22 protein-coding genes and 1 tRNA gene are annotated in these 25,444 nt (G+C 66.5%); 11 read left to right on the top strand and 12 right to left on the bottom strand.

The annotated features are described in order from the left end of the window. Positions 1–3: 3 nt before the first annotated feature. Positions 4–1,668, bottom strand: coding sequence for an arginine--tRNA ligase (gene argS, locus AC1DRE_RS04340; RefSeq protein ID WP_476983490.1), 1,665 nt, complete (start codon positions 1,666–1,668; stop codon positions 4–6). A gap of 229 nt (positions 1,669–1,897) precedes the next feature. Here argS and AC1DRE_RS04335 point away from each other — a divergent pair, with 229 nt between their 5' ends. The 6 genes from AC1DRE_RS04335 to AC1DRE_RS04310 all read left to right on the top strand — a co-directional run bounded on the left by AC1DRE_RS04335 (position 1,898) and on the right by AC1DRE_RS04310 (position 6,505). Continuing rightward, entirely contained in the window at positions 1,898–2,374 is a 477-nt protein-coding gene (locus AC1DRE_RS04335; RefSeq protein WP_476983489.1) for an FMN-binding protein, read from the top strand. 44 nt (positions 2,375–2,418) lie between these two features. After that, positions 2,419–3,291 carry an FAD:protein FMN transferase gene (locus tag AC1DRE_RS04330; RefSeq protein ID WP_476983488.1) on the top strand — a complete coding sequence of 291 codons (873 nt, stop codon included), beginning with the start codon at positions 2,419–2,421 and terminating at the stop codon, positions 3,289–3,291. 5 nt (positions 3,292–3,296) lie between these two features. Beyond that, entirely contained in the window at positions 3,297–4,808 is a 1,512-nt protein-coding gene (locus AC1DRE_RS04325; RefSeq protein ID WP_476983617.1) for an FAD-dependent oxidoreductase, read from the top strand. 76 nt (positions 4,809–4,884) lie between these two features. Continuing rightward, positions 4,885–4,957, top strand: a tRNA-Arg gene (locus AC1DRE_RS04320). A gap of 136 nt (positions 4,958–5,093) precedes the next feature. Next, complete coding sequence (locus AC1DRE_RS04315) at positions 5,094–6,140, top strand: M4 family metallopeptidase (protein WP_476983487.1); 1,047 nt, start codon at positions 5,094–5,096, stop codon at positions 6,138–6,140. Positions 6,141–6,202: 62 nt separating this feature from the next. Next, on the top strand, positions 6,203–6,505 hold the full coding sequence (locus AC1DRE_RS04310; protein WP_476983486.1) for a protealysin inhibitor emfourin: 303 nt from the start codon (positions 6,203–6,205) through the stop codon (positions 6,503–6,505). Here AC1DRE_RS04310 and AC1DRE_RS04305 read toward each other — a convergent pair. Further along, positions 6,502–7,470 (bottom strand): GlxA family transcriptional regulator, encoded by a 969-nt coding sequence (locus AC1DRE_RS04305; RefSeq protein ID WP_476983485.1) that lies wholly within the window; start codon positions 7,468–7,470, stop codon positions 6,502–6,504. The two genes, AC1DRE_RS04310 and AC1DRE_RS04305, sit on opposite strands and share 4 nt — an antisense overlap. A gap of 81 nt (positions 7,471–7,551) precedes the next feature. Between AC1DRE_RS04305 and AC1DRE_RS04300 the strand changes: the two genes are divergently transcribed. The 3 genes from AC1DRE_RS04300 to hrpA all read left to right on the top strand — a co-directional run bounded on the left by AC1DRE_RS04300 (position 7,552) and on the right by hrpA (position 12,828). Further along, positions 7,552–7,719, top strand: a complete 168-nt coding sequence (locus tag AC1DRE_RS04300) for a hypothetical protein (RefSeq protein ID WP_476983484.1) — start codon at positions 7,552–7,554, stop codon at positions 7,717–7,719. 125 nt (positions 7,720–7,844) lie between these two features. Continuing rightward, complete coding sequence (locus tag AC1DRE_RS04295; RefSeq protein WP_476983483.1) at positions 7,845–8,861, top strand: helix-turn-helix transcriptional regulator; 1,017 nt, start codon at positions 7,845–7,847, stop codon at positions 8,859–8,861. A 13-nt stretch (positions 8,862–8,874) separates the two neighbouring features. After that, positions 8,875–12,828, top strand: a complete 3,954-nt coding sequence (gene hrpA, locus AC1DRE_RS04290) for an ATP-dependent RNA helicase HrpA (protein WP_476983482.1) — start codon at positions 8,875–8,877, stop codon at positions 12,826–12,828. Positions 12,829–12,947: 119 nt separating this feature from the next. Here hrpA and AC1DRE_RS04285 read toward each other — a convergent pair whose 3' ends face one another. From AC1DRE_RS04285 to AC1DRE_RS04275, 3 genes are all read right to left on the bottom strand, one after another. After that, entirely contained in the window at positions 12,948–13,376 is a 429-nt protein-coding gene (locus tag AC1DRE_RS04285) for an HIT family protein (RefSeq protein WP_476983481.1), read from the bottom strand. Beyond that, positions 13,373–14,554: an NAD(P)-dependent alcohol dehydrogenase gene (locus AC1DRE_RS04280; protein ID WP_476983480.1), complete on the bottom strand. Its 1,182-nt coding sequence runs from the start codon at positions 14,552–14,554 to the stop codon at positions 13,373–13,375. The genes AC1DRE_RS04285 and AC1DRE_RS04280 overlap by 4 nt, the downstream gene beginning before the upstream one ends. Positions 14,555–14,616: 62 nt before the next feature. After that, positions 14,617–15,453 carry a sulfurtransferase gene (locus AC1DRE_RS04275; protein ID WP_476983479.1) on the bottom strand — a complete coding sequence of 279 codons (837 nt, stop codon included), beginning with the start codon at positions 15,451–15,453 and terminating at the stop codon, positions 14,617–14,619. Positions 15,454–15,589: 136 nt separating this feature from the next. On the opposite strand from AC1DRE_RS04275, the gene AC1DRE_RS04270 reads away from it, so the two are divergent. Further along, a complete protein-coding gene (locus AC1DRE_RS04270; RefSeq protein WP_476983478.1) occupies positions 15,590–16,690 on the top strand; it encodes a PLP-dependent cysteine synthase family protein in 1,101 nt (366 codons plus the stop codon). Here AC1DRE_RS04270 and AC1DRE_RS04265 read toward each other — a convergent pair. Further along, positions 16,687–17,343, bottom strand: a complete 657-nt coding sequence (locus AC1DRE_RS04265) for an MBL fold metallo-hydrolase (RefSeq protein ID WP_476983477.1) — start codon at positions 17,341–17,343, stop codon at positions 16,687–16,689. The genes AC1DRE_RS04270 and AC1DRE_RS04265 overlap by 4 nt on opposite strands. 144 nt (positions 17,344–17,487) lie before the next feature. Here AC1DRE_RS04265 and AC1DRE_RS04260 point away from each other — a divergent pair, with 144 nt between their 5' ends. Further along, positions 17,488–17,952 carry a Fur family transcriptional regulator gene (locus AC1DRE_RS04260; protein ID WP_476983616.1) on the top strand — a complete coding sequence of 155 codons (465 nt, stop codon included), beginning with the start codon at positions 17,488–17,490 and terminating at the stop codon, positions 17,950–17,952. A gap of 8 nt (positions 17,953–17,960) precedes the next feature. Here AC1DRE_RS04260 and AC1DRE_RS04255 read toward each other — a convergent pair whose 3' ends face one another. The 6 genes from AC1DRE_RS04255 to AC1DRE_RS04230 all read right to left on the bottom strand — a co-directional run bounded on the left by AC1DRE_RS04255 (position 17,961) and on the right by AC1DRE_RS04230 (position 25,174). Beyond that, a complete protein-coding gene (locus tag AC1DRE_RS04255) occupies positions 17,961–18,848 on the bottom strand; it encodes a metal ABC transporter permease (protein WP_476983476.1) in 888 nt (295 codons plus the stop codon). Further along, the gene (locus AC1DRE_RS04250) at positions 18,849–19,664 is read right to left on the bottom strand and encodes a metal ABC transporter ATP-binding protein (RefSeq protein WP_476983475.1); all 816 of its coding nucleotides are present in this window, start codon (positions 19,662–19,664) and stop codon (positions 18,849–18,851) included. It abuts the gene before it with no gap. 138 nt (positions 19,665–19,802) lie between these two features. Beyond that, positions 19,803–20,768 (bottom strand): metal ABC transporter solute-binding protein, Zn/Mn family, encoded by a 966-nt coding sequence (locus tag AC1DRE_RS04245; protein ID WP_476983474.1) that lies wholly within the window; start codon positions 20,766–20,768, stop codon positions 19,803–19,805. Between the two features lie 134 nt (positions 20,769–20,902). Continuing rightward, a complete protein-coding gene (locus AC1DRE_RS04240) occupies positions 20,903–21,973 on the bottom strand; it encodes a hemolysin family protein (protein ID WP_476983473.1) in 1,071 nt (356 codons plus the stop codon). Beyond that, positions 21,970–23,307, bottom strand: coding sequence for a hemolysin family protein (locus tag AC1DRE_RS04235; RefSeq protein ID WP_476983472.1), 1,338 nt, complete (start codon positions 23,305–23,307; stop codon positions 21,970–21,972). The genes AC1DRE_RS04240 and AC1DRE_RS04235 overlap by 4 nt, the downstream gene beginning before the upstream one ends. Before the next feature lie 364 nt (positions 23,308–23,671). After that, positions 23,672–25,174 carry a GuaB1 family IMP dehydrogenase-related protein gene (locus AC1DRE_RS04230; RefSeq protein WP_476983471.1) on the bottom strand — a complete coding sequence of 501 codons (1,503 nt, stop codon included), beginning with the start codon at positions 25,172–25,174 and terminating at the stop codon, positions 23,672–23,674. Between the last annotated feature and the right edge of the window lie 270 nt (positions 25,175–25,444).

The following is a 25,444-nucleotide window of genomic DNA, read 5'->3' as shown; positions in this document are numbered from 1 at the left end:
GGGTCACATCCGTTCCGGCGCCGAAACGCCAAGCAGTTCCAGTCCGTTGGCCAGCACCTGGCTGGTGGCGTCGTTGAGCCACAGCCGCGTGCGGTTGACGTCAGTGATGGGCTCATCGCCCTGCGGCGCCACGCGGCAGGCGTCATACCAGCGGTGGTAGGCACCTGCAATGACTTCCAGGTGGCGGGCCACGCGGTGCGGTTCGCGCAGTTCGGCGGCTTTGGCCACGATGGACGGGTAGCTGCCCAGGTAGGACAGCAGTTCGTTCTCCGTGGCGTGGTCCAGGAGGGCTGCGTCGAACACCTCTTCGCCATCGACCTGGCGTTCCACTCCGGCCGCCACAGCATTGCGGGCCGTGCCGCGGGAGCGTGCGTGGGCGTACTGGACGTAGAAGACCGGGTTCTCGTTGCTGTGCTTCTTGAGCAGGTCGGGATCCAGGGTGAGCGGGGAGTCAGCGGGGAACCGCGCCAGTGAGTAGCGGACGGCGTCCTTGCCCAGCCAGGAGATGAGGTCCTTGAGCTCGATGATGTTGCCGGCCCGCTTGGACAGCTTGGCGCCGTTCACTGACACGAGCTGGCCGATCAGCACCTCGATGTTGGCCTCGGGATCGTCGCCGGCGGCGGCGGCGATAGCCTTCAGGCGGTGGATGTAGCCGTGGTGGTCAGCTCCCAGCAGGTAGATCTTCTGGTCGAAGCCGCGGTCCTTCTTGGAAAGGTAGTAGGCGGCGTCCGCGGCGAAGTACGTCGGTTCGCCGTTCGCGCGGATCATCACGCGGTCCTTGTCGTCGCCGAAGTCCGTGGTGCGCAGCCAAACGGCACCGCCGTCGTCGAACACGTGGCCCTGTTCCCGAAGGCGCGCCACGGCACTTTCGATGGCGCCGGCGTCGTGCAGTTCCTGCTCGGAGAAGTAGACGTCGAAGGCAACACCGAAGTCGGCGAGGGTGTCCTTGATGTCCTTCATCTGGGCCTTGTACGCCGCGCTGCGGATGACCGGCAGCGCCGCCACATCGGTCAGCTCGCGGATGTCCGGGTGTTCCGTCAGGACGTGGTGGCCCAGGTCGGAAATGTACTGGCCCGGGTAGCCGCCCTCCGGGACGCCGCGGCCGTGCAGCCGGGACAGCACGGAATGGGCGAAGACGTTCATCTGGGAGCCGGCGTCGTTGATGTAGTACTCGGCGGTGACTTTTGCGCCGGAGGCACGGAGCACGCGGGCGATGGAGTCGCCCAGCGCAGCCCAGCGGGTGTGGCCGATGTGCAGCGGGCCGGTGGGGTTGGCCGAGACGAATTCCATGTTGACCACGTGGCCGGCGAGCGCCGAGTTGGTGCCGTACCGCGGACCGGCTTCGACGATGGCCCTGGCCAGCGCTCCGGCTGCGGCGGCGTCGACGGTGATGTTCAGGAAGCCGGGCCCGGCGATGTCCACGGCCGACACGCCGTCGATGGTCTTGAGCCGTGCGCTGAGGATGGTGGCGAACTCCCGCGGATTCGTGCCCGCCTGCTTAGCCAGCTGGAGGGCAATATTGGTGGCCCAATCGCCATGGTCCCGGTTCTTGGGCCGCTCCACCCGCACCTCGTCCGGCACGGCTGATGCGGAAAGTGCAATATCACCGGCGGCGACGGCGTCTTTCAGGCAGGCGGATATGGCGAGGGAGAGTTCTTCGGGAGTCACACTTCTAGCCTACCGGTGGCCCGCGATCCCGGCGGAATCGGGGCAATGCCATGACGCTGTGAAGGCGCACAGGAATAAGAAGCCTCACAGAATTGAATCGGGTTCGTCACAGCCTGAACCATTACGCTGATTCCAACGTTGTCCATCCTGTAACTGCCTGGCTGACCCACCCCGGTGCCGGGTCCCCAAAGGACGCACCCATACGCAACCACACGAATCGAGTCCCTGCATGAGCTTCCCGGTACGCAAGAGCGTTTTCGTCGGCCTCGCCGGCATGTCCCTGATCGGCACCGTGGCCGGCTGTGCGCCGTCCGCCCAGGCACCGGCTGCCCAGTCCTCTGCCGCCTCAACCGGCTCGGCAGCCAGCGGTGCCCCCATTGCGAGTACTGGCGCCTCGACATCGGCCGCGTCCGGCTACAAGGACGGCACCTACAGCGCCGACGGAAACTATGTCTCCCCCAACGGCACGGAAACCGTGGGCGTTGAGCTGACGCTTTCCGGCGGAACGGTATCCGACGTCAACATCACCCAGCATCCCTCCAATCCCAACACGCGCAAGTTCCAGGGCGAGTTCGCCGGCGGGATCAAGGCGCAGATCGTGGGCAAGAAGCTGGATGAGCTGAACGTCTCCAAGGTTGCCGGCTCTTCGCTGACCAGCGGCGGCTTCAATGAGGCCGTGGAGAAGATCAAGTCCGAAGCCCAGTAGCTGGGGCACCGTGTCCGGAGTTCACCGCGTCAAAAGGAAATAACGTGCCGCAACCCGGCTGGGCAGCCTTTAGTTTCGAGGGAATCGGGACCGCCTGGGAGATTTCCACGCCCGGCCCCCTGGACACGGGCCAGCGCCGCCGGCTCCTGGACGTGGTGGAGGATTACGACGCCGCGTGGTCCCGTTTCCGGACGGACTCCCTCGTGGCGCAGGCGGCAAGGAAAGCGGGGCGCTACCAGATGCCGGACGGGGCAGGAGCACTCGGCCGCCTGTACCGGAGCCTTTACCGGCTGAGCGCAGGTGCCATGACTCCGCTGATCGGCGGCAGCCTGGAACAGCTGGGCTACGACGCGGACTACTCGCTGCGGTCCCGCGGAACCCCGCTGCCCGCACCGCCGTGGGACGACGTTCTGGACTGGCAGGACACTGTGCTGACCACCACGGCTCCCGTGGTGGTGGACGTCGGGGCCGCGGGCAAGGGGCAGCTGGCCGATTTGCTGGCAGCGGAACTCCGGTCCCAAGGCGTCAGCGAGCACTTCATCGACGCCAGCGGCGACCTCCTCAATTCCGGCCCGGCTCCGGTGGCCGTCGGCCTGGAGCATCCGTACGATCCCGGCCGGGCCATCGGCACCATCAGCCTGGGCGCCGGCGCCCTCTGCGCCTCCGCCGCCAACCGGCGGGCCTGGGGCGACGGGCTGCACCATGTGCTGGACGGCACCACGGGGACACCGGTCCGGACCGTCATTGCCACGTGGGCACTGGCGGGGAATGCGATGACGGCCGACGCGCTCGCCACGGCGCTGTTCTTCGTTTCCGGCAAGGCGCTTGAACACGATTTTGAGTTTTCCTGGCTTACGGTCTTTTCGGACGGAAGTGCCGCCTACTCAGCAGGTTTCGAAGGAGTGCTGTTCGCATGAGTTCCATGATCCAGCAGGTGGACACGTCCCTGAACCGCCTGACCATGTACCGCCTGGTGCTGTGGGTGCTTGCCGTCCTGGCCGCATACAGCCTGCTGCTCAACGTCCTTGGCTGGCTGACGTTCGGCATCCCCGAAATGCTGGCCCACCTGGCGCTCTGCCTGGGACTGACCTACGCCTCGAACCGCGGCCTGGCCGCGCTGTTCCACGTCCGGCCGCACTCCGAATCATCGCTCATCACGGGGCTGCTGCTGTATTTCCTGTTCTGGCCCAGTTTCAAGGCCCTGGACGTCGCAGGCGTCGCGCTCGCCTGTGTCCTGGCGTCAGCCTCGAAATACGCCCTGGCCTGGCGTGGCCGGCACATCTTCAACCCGGCTGCGGCAGGCGCCTTCACGGCGGGCCTGACGGGACTGAACATCGCCACGTGGTGGGCGGCCACTCCCGCGATGCTCTTCCTCCTGGTTCCCGGCATCCTGCTGGTGCACTACCGCACCAGGAAAGTCCTCATGGGCGCCGTGTTCACGGCCGTGTCCGTATCCATTGTGGCCACGGAACTCCTCCGGGCCGGGATGACCTTGGGCGGGGCACTCTGGCAGCCGCTCGCGCAGCGCCCGGTGCTGTTCTTCGTGGGCTTCATGCTGACCGAACCGCTGACCCTTCCGCCGCGGCGCTGGCAGCAGCTGGCGCTTGCCGCTGTCGTCGGGGTGGTGTTCGCGGTGCCCTACAACCTGGGATTCGTGGCAAACTCGCCCGAGCTGGCGCTGCTCGTGGGAAACCTGCTTGCCTTCCTGGCCGGGCAGCGCGGCGGCATCCGCCTGAACTTCCGGGAATCGCGGCCCCTGACACCAACGACGACGGAATTCAGCTTCCGGCCCGAACGCGCGGTCCGGTTCGCGCCGGGACAGTACATGGAGCTGCACCTGCCCCACGCCAAGTCCGACGGGAAAGGCCGGCGGCGCGTGTTCAGTCTGACCAGCGCACCGGACGCCCGGGACGTCACGATCGGTGTCGGGACTGCCGAACCCGTGTCCGCCGCCAAGCGTGCCCTGCTTGCCCTGCAGCCCGGAGATTCCGTGACGGCAACCGCGGTGGGCGGAGACTTCGTCCTCCCCCGAAGGCCGGGAGGCCCCCTCCTGCTGGTTGCGGCCGGCATCGGCATTACGCCCTACCTTGCCCAGCTCGCCGCGGGTACTGCGAAGAACCGCGACGTTGTCCTGCTTTACCTGGCGAAGTCCGCCTCTGAACTCGCCTACGCGGACGCGCTTGAGCAGTCCGGTGCCCGCGTCATTGCGCGCCTGTCCGACGGCTCCGCACCGCCGTCGTTCATGGAAGACGCGGGCAAAGTATCGCGGCCGCCGGCTCGGTTCGACGGTCCTGCGCTTAAGGAGCTTGTTCCGGACATCGCCGGCCGCGAAGTGTTCGTTTCCGGGTCGCCTGCCAGTGTCCGCTCGCTGCGGGCCGCCGCCCGCAGCGCCGGTGCGCGGCGCATCCGCACCGACTCGTTTGCAGGCTACTGACCGCCGATTTTCCATTGGGGGCCACCTTCCTGCTAAGCTCTAGGACGTCCCGCCGGCAACGGCAGGAACCCTGACTGCCCTCGTAGCTCAGGGGATAGAGCGTCTGCCTCCGGAGCAGAAGGTCGTAGGTTCGAATCCTATCGAGGGCACAGACAAACCCCGCCAGCCCAGCTGGCGGGGTTTCCTGCTTAAGGCGTGTGTGGCGCTTCAGGCGTGTCCCGTCCGCCGCAATGTCGTAACCCCCTCGTAGGCTGTCTTCATCGCCGACGAGTAAAGGGGACATATATGTACTACTGCTCCATCATCCCGCCCTACCTGCTGCGTCGCCTTGCTGCACAGCACGAACCCCGCATGCAGGCAGTTGCGCGGGCAGCCAAGGAAGCGCTGCTCCATGTCAGGTCCATCCAGGCCACGCGTGCGCTTCCATTGCCGCCGGTCGCGTCCGGAATCCGGCAGCTCAAGCCCGGGCCGCCCAGCCGCTCGGTCTATGACGCAAAGGGCTCCGAATCCCTGCCAGGCCAGGTGGTCCGGAAGGAGGGCGAACCCGCCACGGGAGACCCCTCGGCGGACGAGGCCTACGACGGCCTTGGGCACACCCACCGTCTGTACGCCGAGGCCTTTGGCAGGAATTCGATCGACGGCCAGGGCCTCCCGCTGGATGCCACCGTGCACTTCGGAAAGCTGTACGACAACGCGTTCTGGAATGGAACCCAGATGGTTTTCGGCGACGGCGACGGCGAGATCTTCCAGCGCTTCACCCGGTCCCTGAGCGTCATCGGGCACGAACTGGCCCACGGTGTCACACAGCACTCTGCCGGCCTCGTCTACCGGAACCAGGCCGGGGCCCTCAACGAGTCGCTTTCGGATGTGTTCGGCGCCCTGGTGGAACAGTACGTCGGCCAGCAGCCGTCGTCGGAGGCCAGCTGGCTGATCGGCGAGGGCCTGTTCACCGATCAGGTGGAAGGTGCGGCCCTGCGGTCGCTGAAGGCTCCCGGCACCGCCTACGACGACGACGTGCTGGGCAAGGATCCCCAGCCCGACTCGATGGATTCCTATGTGCGGACCGGTGCGGACAACGGCGGCGTGCACATCAACTCAGGCATCCCCAACCGCGCGTTCTACCTGGTGGCGTCGGCACTCGGCGGCAACGCCTGGGAAACCCCGGGCCGGATCTGGTACGACACGCTCACCGGAGGATCCCTGCCGGCCAATGCCACGTTCACCAAGTTCGCCAAAGCCACCGCCGCATCCGCGAAGGAACTGTTCGGCGAAGACTCCCCCGAACATGACGCCGTCCGGAAGGCGTGGGAAACTGTGAAGGTAAAGCTGTAACTGGATCGCCGCCGGAGCGGTCAGCCGGCGGCCAGCAGTACCGGAAGCACAGGAACCAGGCCATGAAGATCACTGTCCAGCGCAGCGGCGGGATTGCTGCGCTCAAGCGGGTGTGGAGTGTCCAGGCCACGACGCCCACGGACAAGAGCCGCTGGGAGCCGCTCGTTGAGGCCTGCCCCTGGGACGCCGTCCCGCGGTCCGCTGAGGCCGGGGGCCAGCCGGACAGGTTCATGTATTCGATCAAGGCCGGCCAGCACCGCGCCACCCTCCCGGAGCAGGCTGTCACGGGGCCGTGGCGGGTCCTCGTGGACAACACCCGGGCGGCCGCCGAAGCCGCCCGGAACAGCCAACGCCGGCCCGGCTAGAGCGCCGGCTCCAGCTGCCCTCGGAACGCCCTCCGGTAGGACTGGGGGCTGGTGGACAGCACCTTGCCGAAATGGTGCCGGAGCAGCACGGAATGGCCGAACCCGGACTCGCGGGCAATCTCGTCGATGTTCAGCTCGGTGGATTCGAGGAGTTCCTGCGCCCGCAGCACGCGCTGGGAGTTCAGCCAGGCGGCGGGAGTGGCCCCCGTTTCGGACCGGAAGCGGCGCGCGAACGTCCGCGGCGACATGTGGACCCGGGCCGCAAGTTCGTTCACGGTGTGCTCGTTTTCGAGGTTCCGGACCATCCACCGCAGCAGCTCTTCCATGGGCTGTGAACCGCAGGCAGGAATGGGACGGTCGATGAACTGCGCCTGCCCGCCGTCGCGGTGGGGCGGGACCACCATGTCGCGGGCAATGCTCGCCGCCACGTTGGCACCGAGTTCCACCCTCACCAGGTGAAGGCAGGCATCAATGCCGGCTGCGGTGCCTGCGCTGCTGATGATCCGGCCGTCCTGGACATACAGCACATTTTCATCCACCAGGGCGGCCGGGTAGCGGCTGGCCAGCACCTGCGAATAGTGCCAGTGCGTAGTGCATCTGCGCCCGTCCAACAGGCCGGCCCGCGCCAGTGCGAAAGCACCGGAACAGATGGACATCACCCAGGCGCCACGGGCATGGGCGGCCCGCAGGGCATCCAAAACCGACTCCGGGACGTCCTCGTCGTGGCCGTAGGGGGCCATGATCACGAGGTCCGCATCGGCGGCCGCTTCCAGCCCCAGGTCCACGTGCAGGGACAGTCCGGACTTGAGCCGGATATCGCCCGGTTCCGGCGTGCAGACGCGGAAATCGAAGGCCGGCACCCCGGTCCCCCGGGCCGACCTGTCAATGCCGAACACCTCGAACGCGGTCCCGAACTCGAAGATGGAAAAGTTGGGAACAACAATCACTGCCACTGATTTGAGCATGCTTCCATTGTGGCAGAAATTATAGCTTTTTGGTCATTTCTGCCACTGTTTTGTCGCCGGCAACGGTAGAAACATGGAGGCATGGAAACCATCGGAGTCGTACTCATCGTCCTGTTGCTCGTCATCCTGTCAGCCACCATCGCCGCACTCCTCAAGGACGGACGGGGCCACACGCCGCCCGAACGCTCGGAGAAGGACTGGTCCGCACTGGAACTGCCGAGCGTCAGCTACACCCTCAGGAACTACTGACCACCGCCATCGTGGCCGGCTGACGCAGGGCAAACCCGGCCAACGGCCCGACATCCCACCCATCACAGCAACCTACGCCCCTATCCGGACAGTTATGGTCCGCATAGGGGCGTACATTCGTTCCTATGATCCAGACGTCCGCCCGCCTGCTCCAGTTGTTGAGCCTGCTGCAGGTGCGCCGCGAATGGACCGGACCGGCCCTGGCCGAACGCATGCAGGTGACGGAACGGACCGTCCGCCGCGACATCGGCAAGCTCCGCAGCCTGGGGTATCCCATCCAGGCTTCCCCCGGTGTTGCCGGCGGCTACCAGTTGGGGTCGGGAGCCCAGCTTCCGCCGCTCCTGCTTGACGACAACGAGGCCCTGGCCGTGGCCCTGGGCCTCAGCTCGGTGGCGGCAGGCCCGGTTGCGGGGATCGGCGAGGCCTCCGTGCGGGCCCTGGCCAAACTCGAACAGGTGCTGCCGTCCCGGCTGCGCACCCGGTTCTCCACGCTGCGAAATGCAGTGACCACGCTGGCAAGCGACGCCGCGCCGGTTGATCCGCTGTTTCTGACGGCGGTGTCGACGGCCATTGCGGACCGCCGCCAGGTGAGCTTCGACTACACAAAGGCCGACGGCGGCGCGGGCCGCCGCCTGGTGGAGCCGTACCGTCTCGTGGACACGGGGCGCCGCTGGTATCTGGTCGCCTGGGACTGCGACCGGGCGGACTGGCGCACGTTCCGGGCGGACCGCCTCGCCTCCATGCCGGCGGAACGGAAGAAGTATGTGCCGCGTCCGCTGCCCGCACCGGACCTGGCAGCCTATGTGCAGCGCTCGGTGACGCGGTCCCCGTACAGGTACGAGGTGGTGGTGCGGCTGCACGCCCCGCTGCACGACGTGGCGGCCCTGGTGGGCCCGCATGTGGCCACGCTTACCGCTGAAGGACCGGACCGGACCATCCTGCGCGCGGGCTGGGACCGGCTCGAGGCCCCTGCCGCACACCTGGCAGGGCTGGACATGGACTTCGAGATCCTCGCTCCGGCGGAGTTCGCGCAGCATGTCAGCAAGCTGGCCGAACGGCTGGGGAAGGCGGCGGGCGGCGGCAGGCCGGCGGCAGGCGGTATCCCTGGCTATGAACCGGGCTCACCGGCTGCGCCACAGTAGACTGGTTCCAGCCATGACTTTTCATATTTCGTACCCCGCCGAGCTGCCGGTCTCCGAGCGCCGCGAGGACCTGATGGCCGCCATAGCGGCCAACCAGGTGACCATCATCGCCGGCGAGACCGGTTCCGGTAAGACCACGCAGATTCCGAAGATGTGCTTGGAACTGGGCCTGGGTGAGAACGGACTGATCGGCCACACCCAGCCGCGCCGGCTCGCTGCCCGCACGGTGGCTGAACGCATCGCCGAAGAACTCGGTGTGGAGATCGGCCAGGAGGTGGGCTTCCAGGTCCGCTTCACCGGCGAGGTCAGCCGGTCCACCAAGGTCAAGCTCATGACTGACGGCATCCTGCTGGCGGAGATCCAGCGCGACAAGCTGCTGCGCAAGTACAACGCCATCATCATCGACGAAGCCCACGAGCGCAGCCTCAACATCGACTTCATCCTCGGGTACCTCAAGCGCATCCTGCCGCAGCGCCCGGACCTGAAGATCATCATTACGTCCGCCACCATCGACCCCGAGCGGTTCGCCAAGCACTTCGGCACTGAAGAGGATCCCTCCCCCATTATCGAGGTTTCCGGCCGGACGTTCCCGGTGGAAATCCGGTACCGGCCGCTCTCCCAGCCGGCCGGCGGGGCCGCATCTGCCGGCGATGAGGAAGACACCTCCTCCGACGACGAACTCGAGGAGGACCGCGACCCGCTCGACGCCGTCTGCGACGCCGTCGACGAACTGGCTCTCGAAGCGCCGGGCGACATTCTCATCTTCTTCTCCGGCGAGCGCGAAATCCGCGACGCCGCCGAGGCCCTCAACGCCCGGATCCAGTCCAACCGGCGGCTGGCCGGCACCGAGGTGCTGCCGCTCTTTGCCCGGCTGAGCCTGCAGGAGCAGCACAAGGTCTTCCATCCCGGCCGCAATCGACGGATCGTGCTGGCCACCAACGTCGCGGAAACCTCCCTCACCGTGCCCGGCATCAAGTACGTCGTGGACACGGGCACGGCGCGCATTTCGCGGTACTCGCACCGGACCAAGGTGCAGCGTCTGCCCATCGAGCGTGTCTCCCAGGCCTCGGCCAACCAGCGCTCCGGGCGCTGCGGCCGTGTCTCCGACGGCATCGCCATCCGGTTGTATTCGGAAGAGGACTACGAGTCCAGGCCGCAGTTCACGGATCCCGAGATCCTGCGCACCAACCTCGCAGCCGTCATCCTGCAGATGACGGCCATGGGCGTGGCCCGCGGACCCAAGGACGTGGAGAACTTTCCGTTCGTGGAGCCGCCGGACTCGCGCGCCATCAACGACGGCGTCACGCTCCTCCGGGAACTCGGCGCCTTGACTGCGGTGCGCCCGGGTGACGCGAAAAGCGGCGGGCTGACCGCCGTCGGGCAGCAGCTTGCCCAGCTGCCCGTGGACCCAAGGCTCGGCCGGATGATCGTGGAGTCCGGCAAGCGCGGCTGCGTCCGGGAAGTCATGATCCTCGCCGCGGCACTGACCATCCAGGACCCGCGCGAGCGCCCTACCGACAAGCAACAGCTCGCCGCCGAGAAGCATGCGCGGTTCCGGGATGAGAACTCGGACTTCACCGGCTTCCTGAACCTCTGGAACTACCTCCAGGAGAAGCAGCAGGAGCTTTCCTCCACCCAGTTCCGCAGGCTCTGCCGCACCGAGTTCATCAACTACCTCCGCGTCCGGGAATGGCAGGACCTGTTCGCCCAGCTCCGCCAGCTCGCCAGGCCGCTGGGCATCAGCCTCGACAACAAGCGCCTGGCCGATCCGGTGGGCAACCACGAGGGCATCCACATCAGCCTGCTCTCGGGCCTGCTGAGCCATATCGGCATCCTCGACGAGCGCAAGCGCGAGTACGCGGGCGCCCGCGGCAGCCGGTTCGCGGTCTTCCCCGGCTCGGCACTGTTCAAGAAGTCGCCCACCTTCGTGATGGCCGCGGAACTCGTCGAGACGAGCCGGCTGTGGGCCCGCGTGGCGGCGAAGTTCGATCCGCTGTGGGCCGAACAGGTGGCGCCGGACCTCGTCAAACGAAGCTACAGCGAACCGCACTGGTCCAAGAAAATGGGCTCGGTGATGGCCCACGAGAAGGTCACGCTCTACGGGGTGCCCATCATTGCCAGCCGGCGGATCAACTACGGCAAGGTGGACCCGGAACTGTGCCGGGAGCTGTTCATCCGGCATGCCCTCGTCGAGGGCGACTGGCAGACCCACCACAAGTTCTTCCACCGCAACCGGGCCCTGCTCCACGAAGTCGAGGAGCTCGAGGCCCGGATGCGGCGCCGGGGCATCCTGGTGGACGACGAAACACTGTTCGGGTTCTATGACGCCCGGATCGGCAATGACGTGGTGTCCGAACGCCACTTCGACAAGTGGTGGAAGGAAGCCCGCCAGCAGGATCCCGCGCTGCTCGACTTCGACCAGGCGCTGCTGATCAGCGAGGACGCGGACGCCCTCGACGATTCGGCCTACCCAAAGACCTTGCTGCACAAGGGCTTCGAACTGCCCCTGAGCTACGAGTTCCACCCCGTTGCGCCGGGCTCCCCGCCCAACCCGTCCGACGGCGTCACGGCCGAGGTGCCCGTGCTCTTCCTGAACCAGCTGGACGACGCCGCGTTCCGCTGGCTCATTCCGGGCCAGCGGGTGGAGCTCGTCACGGCCCTGATCAAGTCGCTGCCCAAGCAGGTGCGCAAGAACTTCGTGCCCGCCCCGGATGTGGCGCGACAGGCCGTGGCCGCACTGGAGGCCGACTTCGACCCCGCCACCGACGAGCTGGAGCCCTCCCTGGAGCTGGTCCTGCGCCGGATCCGCGGACAGATCATCCCGCCGGGTTCCTGGAACTGGGATGCCGTGCCGTCCCACCTTCGCGTGAGTTTCCGGGTGGTCGATTCCAAGGGCAGGACGCTGGATGAAGGCAAGGACCTCGCGGAACTGCAGGAACGGCTGGCACCGGCCACGAGGCGGGCCATCGCCGAATCCCTCGGTGCAACCCCGGTGACGACGGCCCCCAAGGGGCCGAAGGGCGGGCAGTCCACGCGGTCCCCGCAGACGGCCGGCGGCTTTGCGGCGTCCCCGGACGGGGCAGGCACACCAGGCTTCGCTGAGAAGACCGGGCTGACCGACTGGGGCTTCGGCACAGTGCAGCGCCAGGTCCAGGGAGTAGTGAAGGGACACACTGTCACCGGCTACCCCGCCTTGGTCGATGAGGGCTCCTCCGTTGCGCTACGGCTGTTCCAGACCACGTCCGAACAGGAACAGGCCATGCGCGGCGGCGTCATACGCCTGCTGGCGCTGAAAGTGCCGCCGCCGGACCGGTATGTCCTGGAGCACCTGAACAACACTGAGAAGCTGACGTTCAGCCAGAACCCGCACGGCTCCGTGTCCGCGCTGATCGCAGACTGCGCACTGGCAGCCATCGACAAGCTCACACCGGCCGAACTGCCGTGGGACGAGGCCTCCTTCAAGGCACTCTACGAGCAGGTCCGGGCGGAGCTGATCGACACGGTCTTCACGGTCACCGCCGTCGTCGAACGGATCCTGGCCAGTACGCGGCGGATCGAAAAGCAGCTCAGGGCGACCACCAGCCTGGCCCTGATCAGCGCTCTCAACGATGTGAAAAGCCAGCTCGAACAGCTCGTCTTCCCCGGCTTCGTAGCACGCTCGGGCTACGCCCAGCTCAGCCAGCTGCCGCGCTATCTGGCCGCCATCGAGAAGCGCCTCGAGAAACTGCCCGGCAACGTCCAGAGGGACGCCCTGAGCATGGCAACGGTGCAGGGACTAGAAGACGACTACGACGACGCTGTCTCCGCGTTGCTGCCCGGCCGCCGCGCGGGCGCAGAGTTAACCCAGGTGCGCTGGATGATCGAAGAGCTGCGCGTGAGCCTCTTCGCCGTCGAGCTCGGAACGGCTTATTCCGTCTCGGAGAAGCGGATCCGCGCCGTGCTGAACAAGGCTCTGGCCCCGGCGTAGCCCCGGGAAGGGGAACTGCTCACAGAGATGCGCGAACGGACACTTGAGGCCCTTCATCCAAGGAGGGCCTCAAGTGTCCGTTCGCGCTCGATGGAATCCTGCCGGGCAGGGAACGCGCGTCAGGCGGAGGGAACGTGCTCTCCGTGGCCGGCCCTGCGGAGCCCTTCGCGGAGTTTCTCGGCGTTGGCGTCCAGCTCTGCGGGATCGGGATTCTGGTCGGCCGAACCGAAGTCGTAATCAGCCATGGAGTTGGACGGCCACACGTGGACGTGGAGGTGGTTGACCTCGTACCCGGCAACGATCAGTCCGGCCCGTGCGGCATCAAAAACATCGACCTGGACCGCGCCGATCTTCCGGGCAACCTCCATCACCCGGGCCAGGAGCGCGGGCGGGGCGTCCGTCCAGCGGTCCACTTCCTCAGTGGGAACCACCAGGGTGTGGCCGTCAGCGAGCGGGCCCATGGTCAGGAACGCCACAACGTCCCGGTCGCGCCAGACGAACCGTCCGGGGATCTCGCCGTTGATGATCTTGGTGAAAACGGTGCTCATGCGTCTGCCTTTTCCGATGGGGTCCCGAGGGTACTGGTGTCCAGGACAAAACGATACTTGACGTCGCCTGCCACCATGCGGTCATAAGCCTCGTTCAGCTGGTCGGCGCGCACCACCTCAACGTCGGACACCACGCCGTGTTCGGCACAGAATTCCAGCATCTCCTGGGTCTCCGCGATGCCTCCGATCAGGGAGCCCGCGTAGGCGATCCGGCGCCGGATCAGGGTCCCCGGGTTGACCGGCGGCATTGCCTCGGACGGCAGGCCCAGCTGGAACAGCGCTCCGTCCAGGCGCAGGGTCCGGAAGTAGGGGTTCAGGTCATGCGGTGCCGCGACCGTGTCGATAATGACGTCGATGGTCCGGTTTGCAGCTGCCATGGACGCTTCGTCACGGGACAGGATGACATCGTCGGCGCCAAGTTCGCGGGCCGCCTCAAACTTCGATTCGGAGGTGGTGAACACCTTCACCTCGGCGCCCATGGCCTTGGCAAGCTTCACGGCCATGTGGCCCAGTCCGCCCAGTCCCACCACTCCCACGACGTCCCCGGCCTCGACGTCGAAATGCCGCAGCGGTGAGTAGGTGGTGATGCCGGCGCAGAGCAGCGGCGCAACGGCGGCGGGGTCAAGGTTTTCCGGAACCCGCAGCACATAGCGGCGGTCCACCACCACCGAGGTCGCGTAGCCGCCCTGGGTGACGGAGTTTCCGTTGCGGGCATCCGCTGCCCCGTACGTGCCGGTCATGCCGTTTTCGCAATATTGCTCCAGACCGTCCAGGCAGCTGTCGCATTCCCGGCAGGAATCCACCATGCAGCCCACTCCGACGAGGTCCCCCGGGGCGAAATCCCCGACGGCGGCACCTACCCGGCGGACGCGGCCGACGATTTCGTGGCCGGGCACCAGCGGGTATTTCTGCGCGCCCCACTCGCCGCGTGTTGCGTGCACGTCCGAGTGGCAGAGCCCGCAGAATTCGATGGCGATCTCGACGTCGTCGTCCTTCGGAGCCCGGCGGGCGACGGTCAGCGGCACAAGGCCGCTGTCGCTGGCCGTGGCGCCGTACGCCGCGGCCAGCCGCGGGCTGGAAACAGGTGTGGATCCAGGGGCATGGGGTGCGGCCTCAGGGATCGGAGTGCCGGGGATGGGCTTGGCAAGGGGCGGCGGTACGGGTCGTCCGGGAGTCATGCTCCGACGCTACCCCCGCCCCGTCCGCTGTTCCAATCGGAGCCGGGCAAACGGTGCCACCCTTAGGGAGCTGCCCCCGTGGCCACCTCGTTCGCTGGGTCGTTGGACCATTGGGAAAACGATCCGGGATACAGCGCCGCCGGGAAGCCGGCGATTTCCAGGGCAGCGATTTCGTGCGCTGCCGTTACGCCTGAGCCGCAGTAGACGGCGGTGGGCACGTCCGGACGCACCCCCAGGGCAGTGAAACGGTCCCGCAGCTCATCCGGGGGCAGGAACCGTCCGTCGGTTCCGACGTTTCCGGCAGTGGGGGCACTCACCGCGCCGGGAATGTGCCCTGCCCGCGGATCGACCGGTTCGATCTCACCGCGGTAGCGCTCCCCCGCCCGCGCGTCCAGCAGCACGCCGCGCCCGGGCCACTCCGCCGCTTGGCCCGCACCGATCACCGGCATCGCACCCTCGGTCAGCGTGACGTCGCCCAGCGATGCCTGTTCGAGGCCGCCTTCGACGGGGTATCCGGCCGCCCGCCAGGCGGACAAGCCGCCGTCGAGCAGGAAGACGGTGGAAAGACCGGCGTCGCGCAGCATCCACCAGAGCCTCGCCGCAGCAGTGCTGCCCGTGTCGTCGTACGCCACCACGACGTCGTTGTTCCGGATGCCCCAGCACCGCGCCGATTCCTGGAACTGCTGCAGCGGCGGTAAGGGATGCCTGCCCTGGCCCGGATCCGCCGGCGCTGCCAGCTTGGTGGGCAGGTCAACGTAGACCGCGCCGGGAATGTGGGCCGCCAGGTAGTGCTCGCGGCCGTGGGGATCGCCCAGCGCCCAGCGCACGTCCAGCAGAACGGTGCGCTCACCGGAGGTCATCCGGTGGTTCAGCGCGGACACGTCCATCAGGGGGTTCATCAAATCTCCTTTGGTTCGGATGACAGGCTGTCCGGTCCGGTGCAGGAAGCGCGCGTAGGCGCAAGGCTTTGCTGCCGGCGGCCAGCCGATTCCAACTGTAGCCGTGGTGGCCCGCCGTCCCGGGTAGGCTGAATCGGTGAGCAGAGCAGGTAACCGCGTGAGCAGCCAGGACCGCGCCTGGGCCGATGAAGCCGTCCGCAGGATCAACGCCGAAAACAACAGGTCGGCGGACACGCATCTCTACTCCGTCCCGCTGCCGGAACACTGGGGCGTCCAGCTGTACCTGAAGGACGAATCCACGCACCGCTCGGGCAGCCTCAAGCACCGGCTGGCACGCTCGCTGTTCCTCTTCGGCCTGGTCAACGGCTGGATCCGGGAAGGCACCACCATCGTGGAGGCCTCGAGCGGCAGCACGGCCGTCTCCGAGGCCTATTTCGCCCAGCTCCTTGGCCTGCCGTTCATCGCCGTCATGACCCGCACCACCAGTCCGGAGAAGATCGACCTGATCGAGCAGTTCGGCGGCTCCTGCCTCCTGGTGGACCACGCCTCGGAGGTGTACGCGGCCGCGGAGGAAGTCGCCACGACAACCCGCGGGCACTACATGGACCAATTCACCTACGCCGAGCGTGCCACCGACTGGCGGGGGAACAACAACATCGCCGAGTCCATCTTCGGGCAGCTGGCCCTCGAAGAGCACCCCATCCCCCGGTGGATCGTGGTGGGCGCGGGCACCGGCGGCACCAGCGCCACCATCGGCAGGTACCTGCGCTACCACCGCCACGACACGGAACTCGCCGTCGTGGACCCGGAGAACTCCGCCTTCTACCCCGGTTGGAGGGACGGCGTGGCCGACTTCAGCACGGGGCTGCCTTCCCGCATCGAGGGAATCGGCCGGCCGCGGATGGAGCCGAGCTTCGTGCCCGCCGTGATCGACCACATGATCCAGGTGCCCGATGCCGCGTCGGTGGCCGCGATGCGGCACCTGCGTGGCCTCGCAGGACTGCACGCGGGACCATCCACCGGGACCAACCTCTGGGGCGTGTGGCAGCTGATCGCGGAGATGGTCGCGGACGGGACGCAGGGCAGCGTGGTTTCGCTGATGTGCGACGCCGGAGACCGGTACGCGGGGAGTTACTACAACGACGCGTGGCTTCAGGCGCGCGGCCTGGACCCGCGGCCGCACGAGGCCACCATCAGGGAATTCTTCGATAAAGGATCCTGGCCCGGAGGGAGCTAGACCTCGACCGAATCGCCGCTGGAAAGGTGCGCATACTCCGTGCCGTACTTGGCCCCCAACCGCTTCACGTGCCCTTCAATGAGGCCGAGTCCGGTTTCGTTCAGCAGGGCGTCGTGGATGGGGAACGCCTTGGCGGCACGGACCCCGATGACGAAGTCCACCACCTCGCCCACTTTGTTCCAGGGCGCGTGGACCGGCACCAGGAGCGTCCGGACCGCGATGCCGTCCGGAATAACGAAGGAGTCCCCCGGGTGGTACACATTGGAGTCGATGAGGTATCCGATGTTGGCCACCACGGGTATCTGCGGGTGAATCAGCGCGTGTTGCCCGCCGAAGGTCCGCACATCGAATCCGGCAGCCGTGAACGTCGAGCCCGGGTCCACGGCATGGATCCGCGGGGCCGCTGACGGCGCCTCGGACCGAAGCTTCGCTGCTACACCAGCGGGTGCAAAGACCTGCAGCGCATCGTTGCCCTGCAGGGCCCCGACTACGGCCGGAACATCAACGTGGTCGCCGTGTTCGTGCGTGATCAGGACGGCACCGGCGGAGTCGAGGGCCGCGCCGGTTTCGGAGAACGTGCCGGGATCCAGCACGAGCGCCTGGCCGTCCTTCTCGAGCCGGACACAGGCGTGGGTGTATTTGGTCAACTTCATGGAGCCAGCCTAGGGTGGCCCGCGCGGCAGTGTCCATGAACGGCCATGCATGTGGACGGCAATGCATATGGACGGCAATGCCCATGAACCCCCGGCTGGTAATCTTGGACATTGCCAACACCCCTCAGGGAAGCGAGTCCATCCATGGCCCACGGCGCCAAAGCCGACGGCACCAAGCTAGCCGCACCGGCTGCCACCGGCGGCAGGGAGCAGCGTGTCACCAAGCAGCGACTGGCGGTGAGCGCCGCCCTGGATGAGCTTGACGACTTCGTCAGCACCCAGGAGCTCTACCGGATCCTGCAGAACCAGGGCACCTCCGTGTCGCTGGCCACTGCCTACCGGATCCTGCAGTCGCTCGCCGACGACGGGCTGGTGGATGTCCTGCGCAACGGCGAGGGCGAGGCCGTGTACCGGAGGTGCGCCGTCACCGGCCACCACCATCACCTGCTGTGCCGCAACTGCGGCAAGGCCGTGGAAGTCGAGGCTCCCGCGGTAGAGACCTGGGCCGCGCGGACTGCAGCGGAACACGGCTACACCGAAGTGGCCCACACCGTGGAGATCTACGGCCTGTGCCCGGACTGCACTGCACGGAAGGCCGCGGGAGGCTAGGCGTACGCCTAAGCCGCTCCGGCCTCCGCCGGGAGCACACGCCCGTTCAGGCCGCGCCCGGCCCGTACACCACCGACGGTCCGGCACACAACGTAGATCAGGAACGACAGCGTGGTCACGTACGGGCTGATCGGAATCCGGCCGCCCAGGGCAAGCATGATCCCGCCCACCGTGGCAGTCACCGCGAAGGCCACGCTGAGTGTCACCACCAGCCGGGGTGAGGACGTCACGCGCAGCGCCGCGGCCGCAGGGGTGATCAGCAACGCGAGCACCAGCAGTGCCCCCACTACCTGGATGGACAGCGCCACGCTGATTCCCAGCAGCACCATAAAGCCGATGCCCAGCGTCCGGACGGGCACACCGCGCGCTTCCGCCACCTCCGGGTCCACGCTGGCAAAAGTGAGCGGACGCCAGATCGCCACCAGCGCAATCATCACCACCAGGGCGGCCGTGGCCAGCACCTGGAGCTGGACGGTGTCCACAGACACGATCTGTCCCGTCAGGAGTCCGAACTTGTTTGAAGCCCGCCCCTCGTAAAGCGAGAGGAACAGGATGCCCAGGCCGAGGCCGAACGGCATGATCACGCCAATGATGGAATTCTTGTCCCGGGCGCGGACGCCCATCACTCCCAGGAGCAGCGCCGCGAGCACCGAACCGATGAGGGATCCGAAAACGATGTCTGCCCCGATGAGCAGCGCAAAGGCTGCGCCGGCGAAGGATAGCTCGGAGATTCCGTGGACCGCGAAAGCGAGGTCGCGCTTCATCACGAAGGTGCCCATGAGGCCGCCCAGGAGGCCGAGCAGCGCGCCAGCCCAGATGGAGTTCTGCACCAGGGCCAGGAGCTCGCCGTAGTTCTCGAAATTGAAAATGGCTCGCAGGATGCTGTCGAAATCCATTTAGCCCGCCTCCCCTGCCACGGAGTGTGCGTCCTCGTGGTGGTGCGTTGCGGCCTCGGGCAGCCCCACCACGATCATCCGGCCGTTGGCGTGGATCACTTCCACCCGGCTGCCGTAGAGGTCGGAGAGCACCTCGGTAGTCATCACTTCGGACGGCGTGCCCACCCGGAACCGTCCGCCGGCAAGGTAGAGGACGCGGTCCACGTAATCGATGATCGGGTTGATCTCGTGCGTCACGAAGACCACGGCGCTGTCCTGGCTGCGGCACTGCTTGTTGATCAGTGCGCTCACAGCCTGCTGATGTTGGAGGTCCAAAGAGAGCAGCGGCTCGTCGCACAGGAGGACCTGCGGATCCGCGGCCAGCGACTGGGCCACCCTGAGCCGCTGTTGTTCACCGCCGGAGAGCTGACCCACCGGCACCTTGGCATACTCCGTGGCGCCTACAAGGTCCAGCAGTTCATCGATCCGGCGGTTGGTTTTGGCGGCACCCACCCGCAGGCCCCAGCGGTGGCCGTCAACGCCCAGGCCCACAAGGTCCCGGGCGCGCAGGGGCGTGTCCGGTGCGAATGATTTCTGCTGCGGAATGTAGCCGATCAGGTTGCTGCCCCGTTCCACCGGTCGGCCACCCAAGGTCGCGGACCCGGAATGGAGCTCCTGGAGTCCCAGCAGGACCTTCAGGAACGTGGTCTTTCCGCTGCCGTTCGGGCCGAGGACGGCAAAGAACTCGCCGGGATTGATGTCGAGGTCCAGGTCCTCCCAGAGCGTCCGTTTGCCGAACTTCAGGGTGGCTCCGCGGAGGCTCACTACCGGTTTCAACGTTCTATATCCTCGATTCATGCGGGGCGAAGCGCCCCCACCATCTTAGGACGGCCCGCCCAAGGATGGTTCAATCCGGCACGGTCCGCTGCCGGCGGTCCAGTTGCGGCGTTTTGCCAGCGGTCAAGTTGCGGCAGGCTACTTGACCAGCGCCTGCTTGATGCTGTCCACGTTGGCGGTCATCCACTGAACGTAGGTCTTCCCGTCGGGAAGGGTTTCACTGAAGTCCAGCACCGGAACCCCTGCTCCCTCGGCCGCCTTCTTGAGGGCCTGCGTCTGCGGGCCTTCGGTCTGCGTGTTGTACGCCAGGAACTTGATGTCCTTTGAACCGGCCAGTTCCGTGGCTTCCTTGAGCGCCGCGGGCGGCACATCGGAGCCTTCCTCGATCGCGGCCGTATAGTCGGCCGGCGTTTTGTTCACCAGGCCGGCGGCTTCGAGCAGGTAGAGGGGTACAGGTTCCGTGACGGCCACGGGCGCCTGGGCGGACGTCGCCGTGAGGCCGGTGACCTGCGCGTTGAGCCCGGAAATCTCCTGCTTGAACGCGGCGGCATTGGCCTGGAAGGTCTGGGCCGAGGCCGGCTCCAGCGCTGCGAGTTTGGCCTCAACGGCATCGGCCAGCTTGGTCATGGCGCCGAGGCTGTACCAAACATGTTCGTTGAAGGCGCCGTGGTCATGGGAGTGACCGTGCTCGTCGGCCTCGGCTGTGGAACCGGCGGCCGGCTCCTCCTCGGGGGCAAGCCCGGACACCTCAACGGCGTTGATGATGTTGTCATGGCCAAGGTTGCTGTCATCGGCAAGCTTGTGGATGAAGTCGTCATAGCCGCCACCGTTTTCAACGACCAGCTTGGCTTTGGAGACCGCCAGTTTGTCCTGGGTGGTGGCCTCGTAGGAATGCGGATCCTGGCTGGCCTTGGTGATGAGTGCCTTGACATTGACCTTGTCCCCGCCGATTTCGCGGACGATGTCCCCGTAGACGTTCGTAGAGGTGACCACCTCGATGGCGCCGGAACCCTCCTGCTGGCTGCCCGCCGTCGTACTGCAGGCTGACAGCAGCATGCTCAGGCCGGCAAGGGCGGTGACGGAAAGGACGGCTGAACGGCGCACGGAAGGACCTCGGATCTGGTTGTTAGGACTTGCTACATGAGAATCAGGAGCATTAGCAACAAGACGAGTGTAGCCCTAAATGGGAATGATTCCTATTTAGGGCTACACCGGTCAAGCGCGGGCGCTGCCGGCGGCTACTCTCCGTCCGGCTGACCCAGCCGGCGGATACCCTTCGCCTGCGTCGCATCGCGGATCTCGCCGACCAGCTGCTCGATCACGTCTTCCAGGAACAGCACGCCCCGGGTGTTCCCGTCGGGCCCGATGACGCGCGCCAGGTGCGAACCGGTGCGCTGCATCACGGACATCGCTTTTTCGATCTCGTCGTCCATGGACAGGTTCGCCAGCGACCTGATCCGGCTTTCCGCAATCGGATGCTCGTAGTCGCCTTCCGGAATGGACAGCACATCCTTGATGTGGAGGTATCCCGAGAGCATGCCGTCCTCATCCATCATCGGGAAGCGGGAGAACCCGGTGCGGCTCACAGCCTTTTCGAACTCAACCGGCGTGGTGGCCGCTTTCATCATGACCAGCTTGTCCAGCGGGACCATGATGTGGGAGGCCGTATGTTCCGAGAATTCCAATGCACCCGTGATCAGTCCGGCATCATCGTCCACCAGCCCGTGCCGGGTGGATTCCTGCACGATCGACTGGACTTCCTCCAGCGTGAACGAGGAGTTGACCTCATCCTTGGGTTCGATCCGCATGGCGCGGAGGATGTGGTTTGCGGACCAGTTGAGGGCCACAATGGCCGGATTCACGAGCCGCGCAATGAACATGAGCGGCGGCGCCAGCAACAGGGCCGCCTTGTCCGCGACGGAAACCGAAATGTTCTTCGGCACCATCTCGCCGAAGGTCACATGCAGGAAGGTCACCACGAGGAGCGCCACGGCGAACGCCACGACATCGGCGATTTCCATCGGCAGGCCCACTGCTTCCAGAGGCGCCGCCATCAGGTGGTGGATCGCCGGTTCAGCCACCTGCAGGATGAGCAGGGAACAGACCGTGATGCCCAGCTGTGCACAGGCCAGCATCAGCGAGACATTTTCCATGGCCCGCAGCGTGGTCTGGGCCCGCATGGACCCGGCTTCCGCCAGCGGCTCGATCTGGCTCCGGCGCGCCGACATCACGGCGAACTCCGCAGCCACGAAAAAGGCGTTGCCGATCAGGAGGATGACGAGCCACAGGATTCCTACCCAGTCGCTCATACGGTGCCTCCCTTGCCGGCAACATGCTCTTCGCCGTGGACAGGAGATGGCTTGAAACAGATCCGGTCGATCCGGCGGCCCTCCATGCGGGTCACGCTCAGTGTTCCGCCTCCGACGTCGACCCTGTCCCCCACCACCGCGATCCGGCCGAGCTGGCTCATGACATAGCCGCCGACCGTCTCGTAGGCGGACTCATCGGGAACTGTCAGGCCGGGAATCTGTTCCGAGAGCTCGTCCGGGCGCAGCAGCCCCGGGAAGTACCAGTCACCCGAAGCGCTCTGGAGGAGCCCGGGCCTGACTTTGTCGTGTTCATCCGCGACTTCGCCGACGATTTCCTCGACGAGGTCTTCCAGAGTGGCAATGCCGGCCGTGCCGCCGTATTCGTCCAGCACGACGGCGAGCTGCAGGTTTCCTTCCCGCAGTTCAGCCAGGAGTGCATCCAGGTGGATGGTTTCGGGCACCCTCAGCACATCCGTCATGATGGCGCCGGCTTCGAGGTTGGCGCGCCGGTCCCAGGGCACGGCAATTGCTTTCTTGACGTGAACCAGGCCGCGGATGTCGTCCGCGGACTCGCCGATGATCGGGAAACGCGAATACCCCGTGCGCTTCGCGGCGTCCACAATGTCCGACACCGGCTGTTCGGCCGCGATGGTCTCCACCCTGATCCTGGGCGTCATAACGTCCGCGGCCGTGCGGCCGGAGAACTTGAGCGTCCGGTCGATGAAGTTGGCCGTGCCGGCGTCGAGCGTTCCCATGGCGGCCGAGCGCCGCACCAGGGAGGCCAGTTCGGCCGGTGTCCGCGCCCCCGAAATCTCTTCCTTGGCTTCGAGTCCGAAGACGTTCAGCACCTTGTTGGAGAATCCGTTGAGCACGACGATGGCCGGTTTGAAGATCGCGGTGAACACCAGCTGCGGGCGCGCCACTGCCTTGCCGATGGGCAGCGAGAGCGCAATGGCCATGTTCTTGGGGACCAGTTCGCCGATCAGCATCGACAGCAGGGTGGCGATGGTCATGGCGAGCACCAGGGATACTGACGCCGCTGCCGCCTCGGGAACGCCGGCCGCGGCCAGCGGACCTTCCAGCAGCTGTCCGACGGATGGCTCCATAACGTAGCCGGTCAGCAGGGTGGTCAGGGTAATGCCCAGCTGGCAGCTGGAAAGCTGGGTCGATAGCGATTTGAGGCACTTGAGCAGCGGCACGGCCGCGGCGTCGCCGTTGTCCACGGCCCGCTGGACCGTGGCCTGGTCAAGGGCGACGAGGGAAAACTCGACGGCGACGAAGAAGCCCGTGCCAAGGATGAGCAGGAGGCCTGCTCCAAGCAAAAACCATTCCATCAGCGGCTGGCCTCCGGATGTCCGGCGAGCAGATGTCCCTTCCCGGGATCAGTGGGCGCCGGGGATCCACAGGGCAAAGAGTGGAAGGTGTTGCCGGGGAAACTGGCCGGCGGAGGATGGTCGGCCGGTGCCGACCCTGTTTCCTGAAAGGCTGCGGCGGAGTGAACTGCTGCAGAGTGATGGGCGCGTGAACGGGGTTTGCCGGCTCTGTGGGTGTGCTGCGGGGAGCTGGTGTTCCTGCTCCGCTGACAGCCCCCAGGCCGGCACCTAGATTTACTGTCCATAAGAGTTTCAGTCTACAGGAGCAGCCACGGCGTACCGGTGCGGCGGCCGGCAGCCGCCGCCGCGCCAACGCCCGCACCCCTCACCAGCTTTGCGGAACGGGCCGGCCTTCCTCGTAGCCGGCTGCAGACTGGATTCCGGCAACGGCACGCTCGCGGAAGCCGGCGAGGTCGGCGGCGCCGGCATAGCTCATGGAACTGCGAAGTCCGGCGGTGATCATGTCCACGAGGTCCTCCACACCCGGCCGGGCGGGGTCCAGATACATGCGCGACGTGGATATGCCTTCTTCGAAGAGCGCCTTCCGATCCTTTTCGAAGGCGCCTTCACGCTGGTTGCGGTTCTGCACTGCCCTGGCCGACGCCATGCCGAAGCTCTCCTTATATAAACGGCCGTTCACATCCGGTTGCAGATCCCCCGGGCTTTCGTGGGTTCCTGCGAACCACGAGCCGATCATCACCTGGCTTGCCCCTGCCGCCAGTGCCAGGGCAACGTCACGCGGGTAACGCACGCCGCCGTCAGCCCAGATCCGCCCTCCCGCGGCGCGCGCCGCAGCCGCGCACTCAAGCACGGCGGACAGTTGGGGTCGACCGACCGCGGTCATCATGCGGGTGGTGCACATGGCGCCCGGGCCAACGCCCACCTTGACGATGTTCGCGCCGGCGTGGATCAGCTCGCGGGTGGCATCCGCGGTCACGACGTTGCCGGCCACGAGGGGAACGGAGGGGTCCAGGCTGCGGACGGCCGCCAGGGCGTCGAACATCTTCTGCTGGTGCCCGTGGGCCGTATCGATGACGAGTACGTCCACTCCGGCGGCCAGGAGTTCCGCTGCCCGGCCCGCCACGTCACCGTTGATTCCGACGGCGGCAGCCACCTTGAGGTTCCCCTCCGCATCCAGCAGCGGCCGGTAGATGGTGGAACGGAGCGCGCCCTTGCGGGTGAGGACCCCGGCGAGGGAACTGCCCAGCTGAACGGGCGCGAAGTCCGTACCCGCGGAGTCCATGGCGGCAAAAGCAGCACGGAGCGAGGCATCACGGGCGGCCGGGCCTGTTCCTGCCCTGTCCGCGGTGCCGGCACCGGCGCCGAAATCGGCGGCGTCGAAATCGGCGGCGTCGAGCACCAGGGACTGCCGCATCACGGACGCGAGGGAGGCAAAACGGTCCTGCCCCTCGCAGTCCGCCGCCCGGACCACTCCGGCAACCTTGCCGGCGTCGTCCACCACCACTACTGCCCCGTGCGGCCGCTTGCCCATCAGGTGGAGGGCGTCAATGACGGTTTCCGAGGCCATCAGGCTCACCGGAGTTTCGAATACCGTGTGGCGGGACTTGATCCAGGCTGTGACGTCCCGAAGCACCTCCAGCGGAACGTCCTGCGGCAGGACCGCCAGCCCGCCGCGGCGGGCCATCGTCTCGGCCATCCGCTTTCCGGTCACGGCCGTCATGTTGGCCACCACCAGCGGGATGGACGAGCCGGTGCCGTCGTCGGCTGCAAGGTCCACATCCAGCCGTGACGTCACGTCCGAACGCGAGGGCACCAGGAAGGCATCCGAATAAGTCAGGTCGGTGGACGGTTCACTCAGAAAACGCACGTCTGCTCCTCATCGAAAAGGGGTTCTCCCTGCGAGTCTAGGCGAGGGCGCACCCCCAGAGGGACGATGCCGGGGACGGCTCCGGAGGCTTATTCCCGCAATAGTTTCGCCGCTACATGATTTGGGTCACCCTTATTGGCAGTTAACCAAGAATCGTCACTAGACTGGCAAAGGTCTGGGTTCACAGGACGCAGAAACTGGTTCGATTGTTGTGCTGAGGCACCGAAGGCGACCAGAGGGAAATCAAACTCATGGAAGAGGCGTATTTCA

The sequence above is a fragment of the Arthrobacter sp. P4_H3 genome (assembly GCF_056400885.1).
The sequence above is the reverse complement of the archived record's forward strand: the minus strand, read 5'-3'. Positions and strand labels throughout refer to the sequence as shown.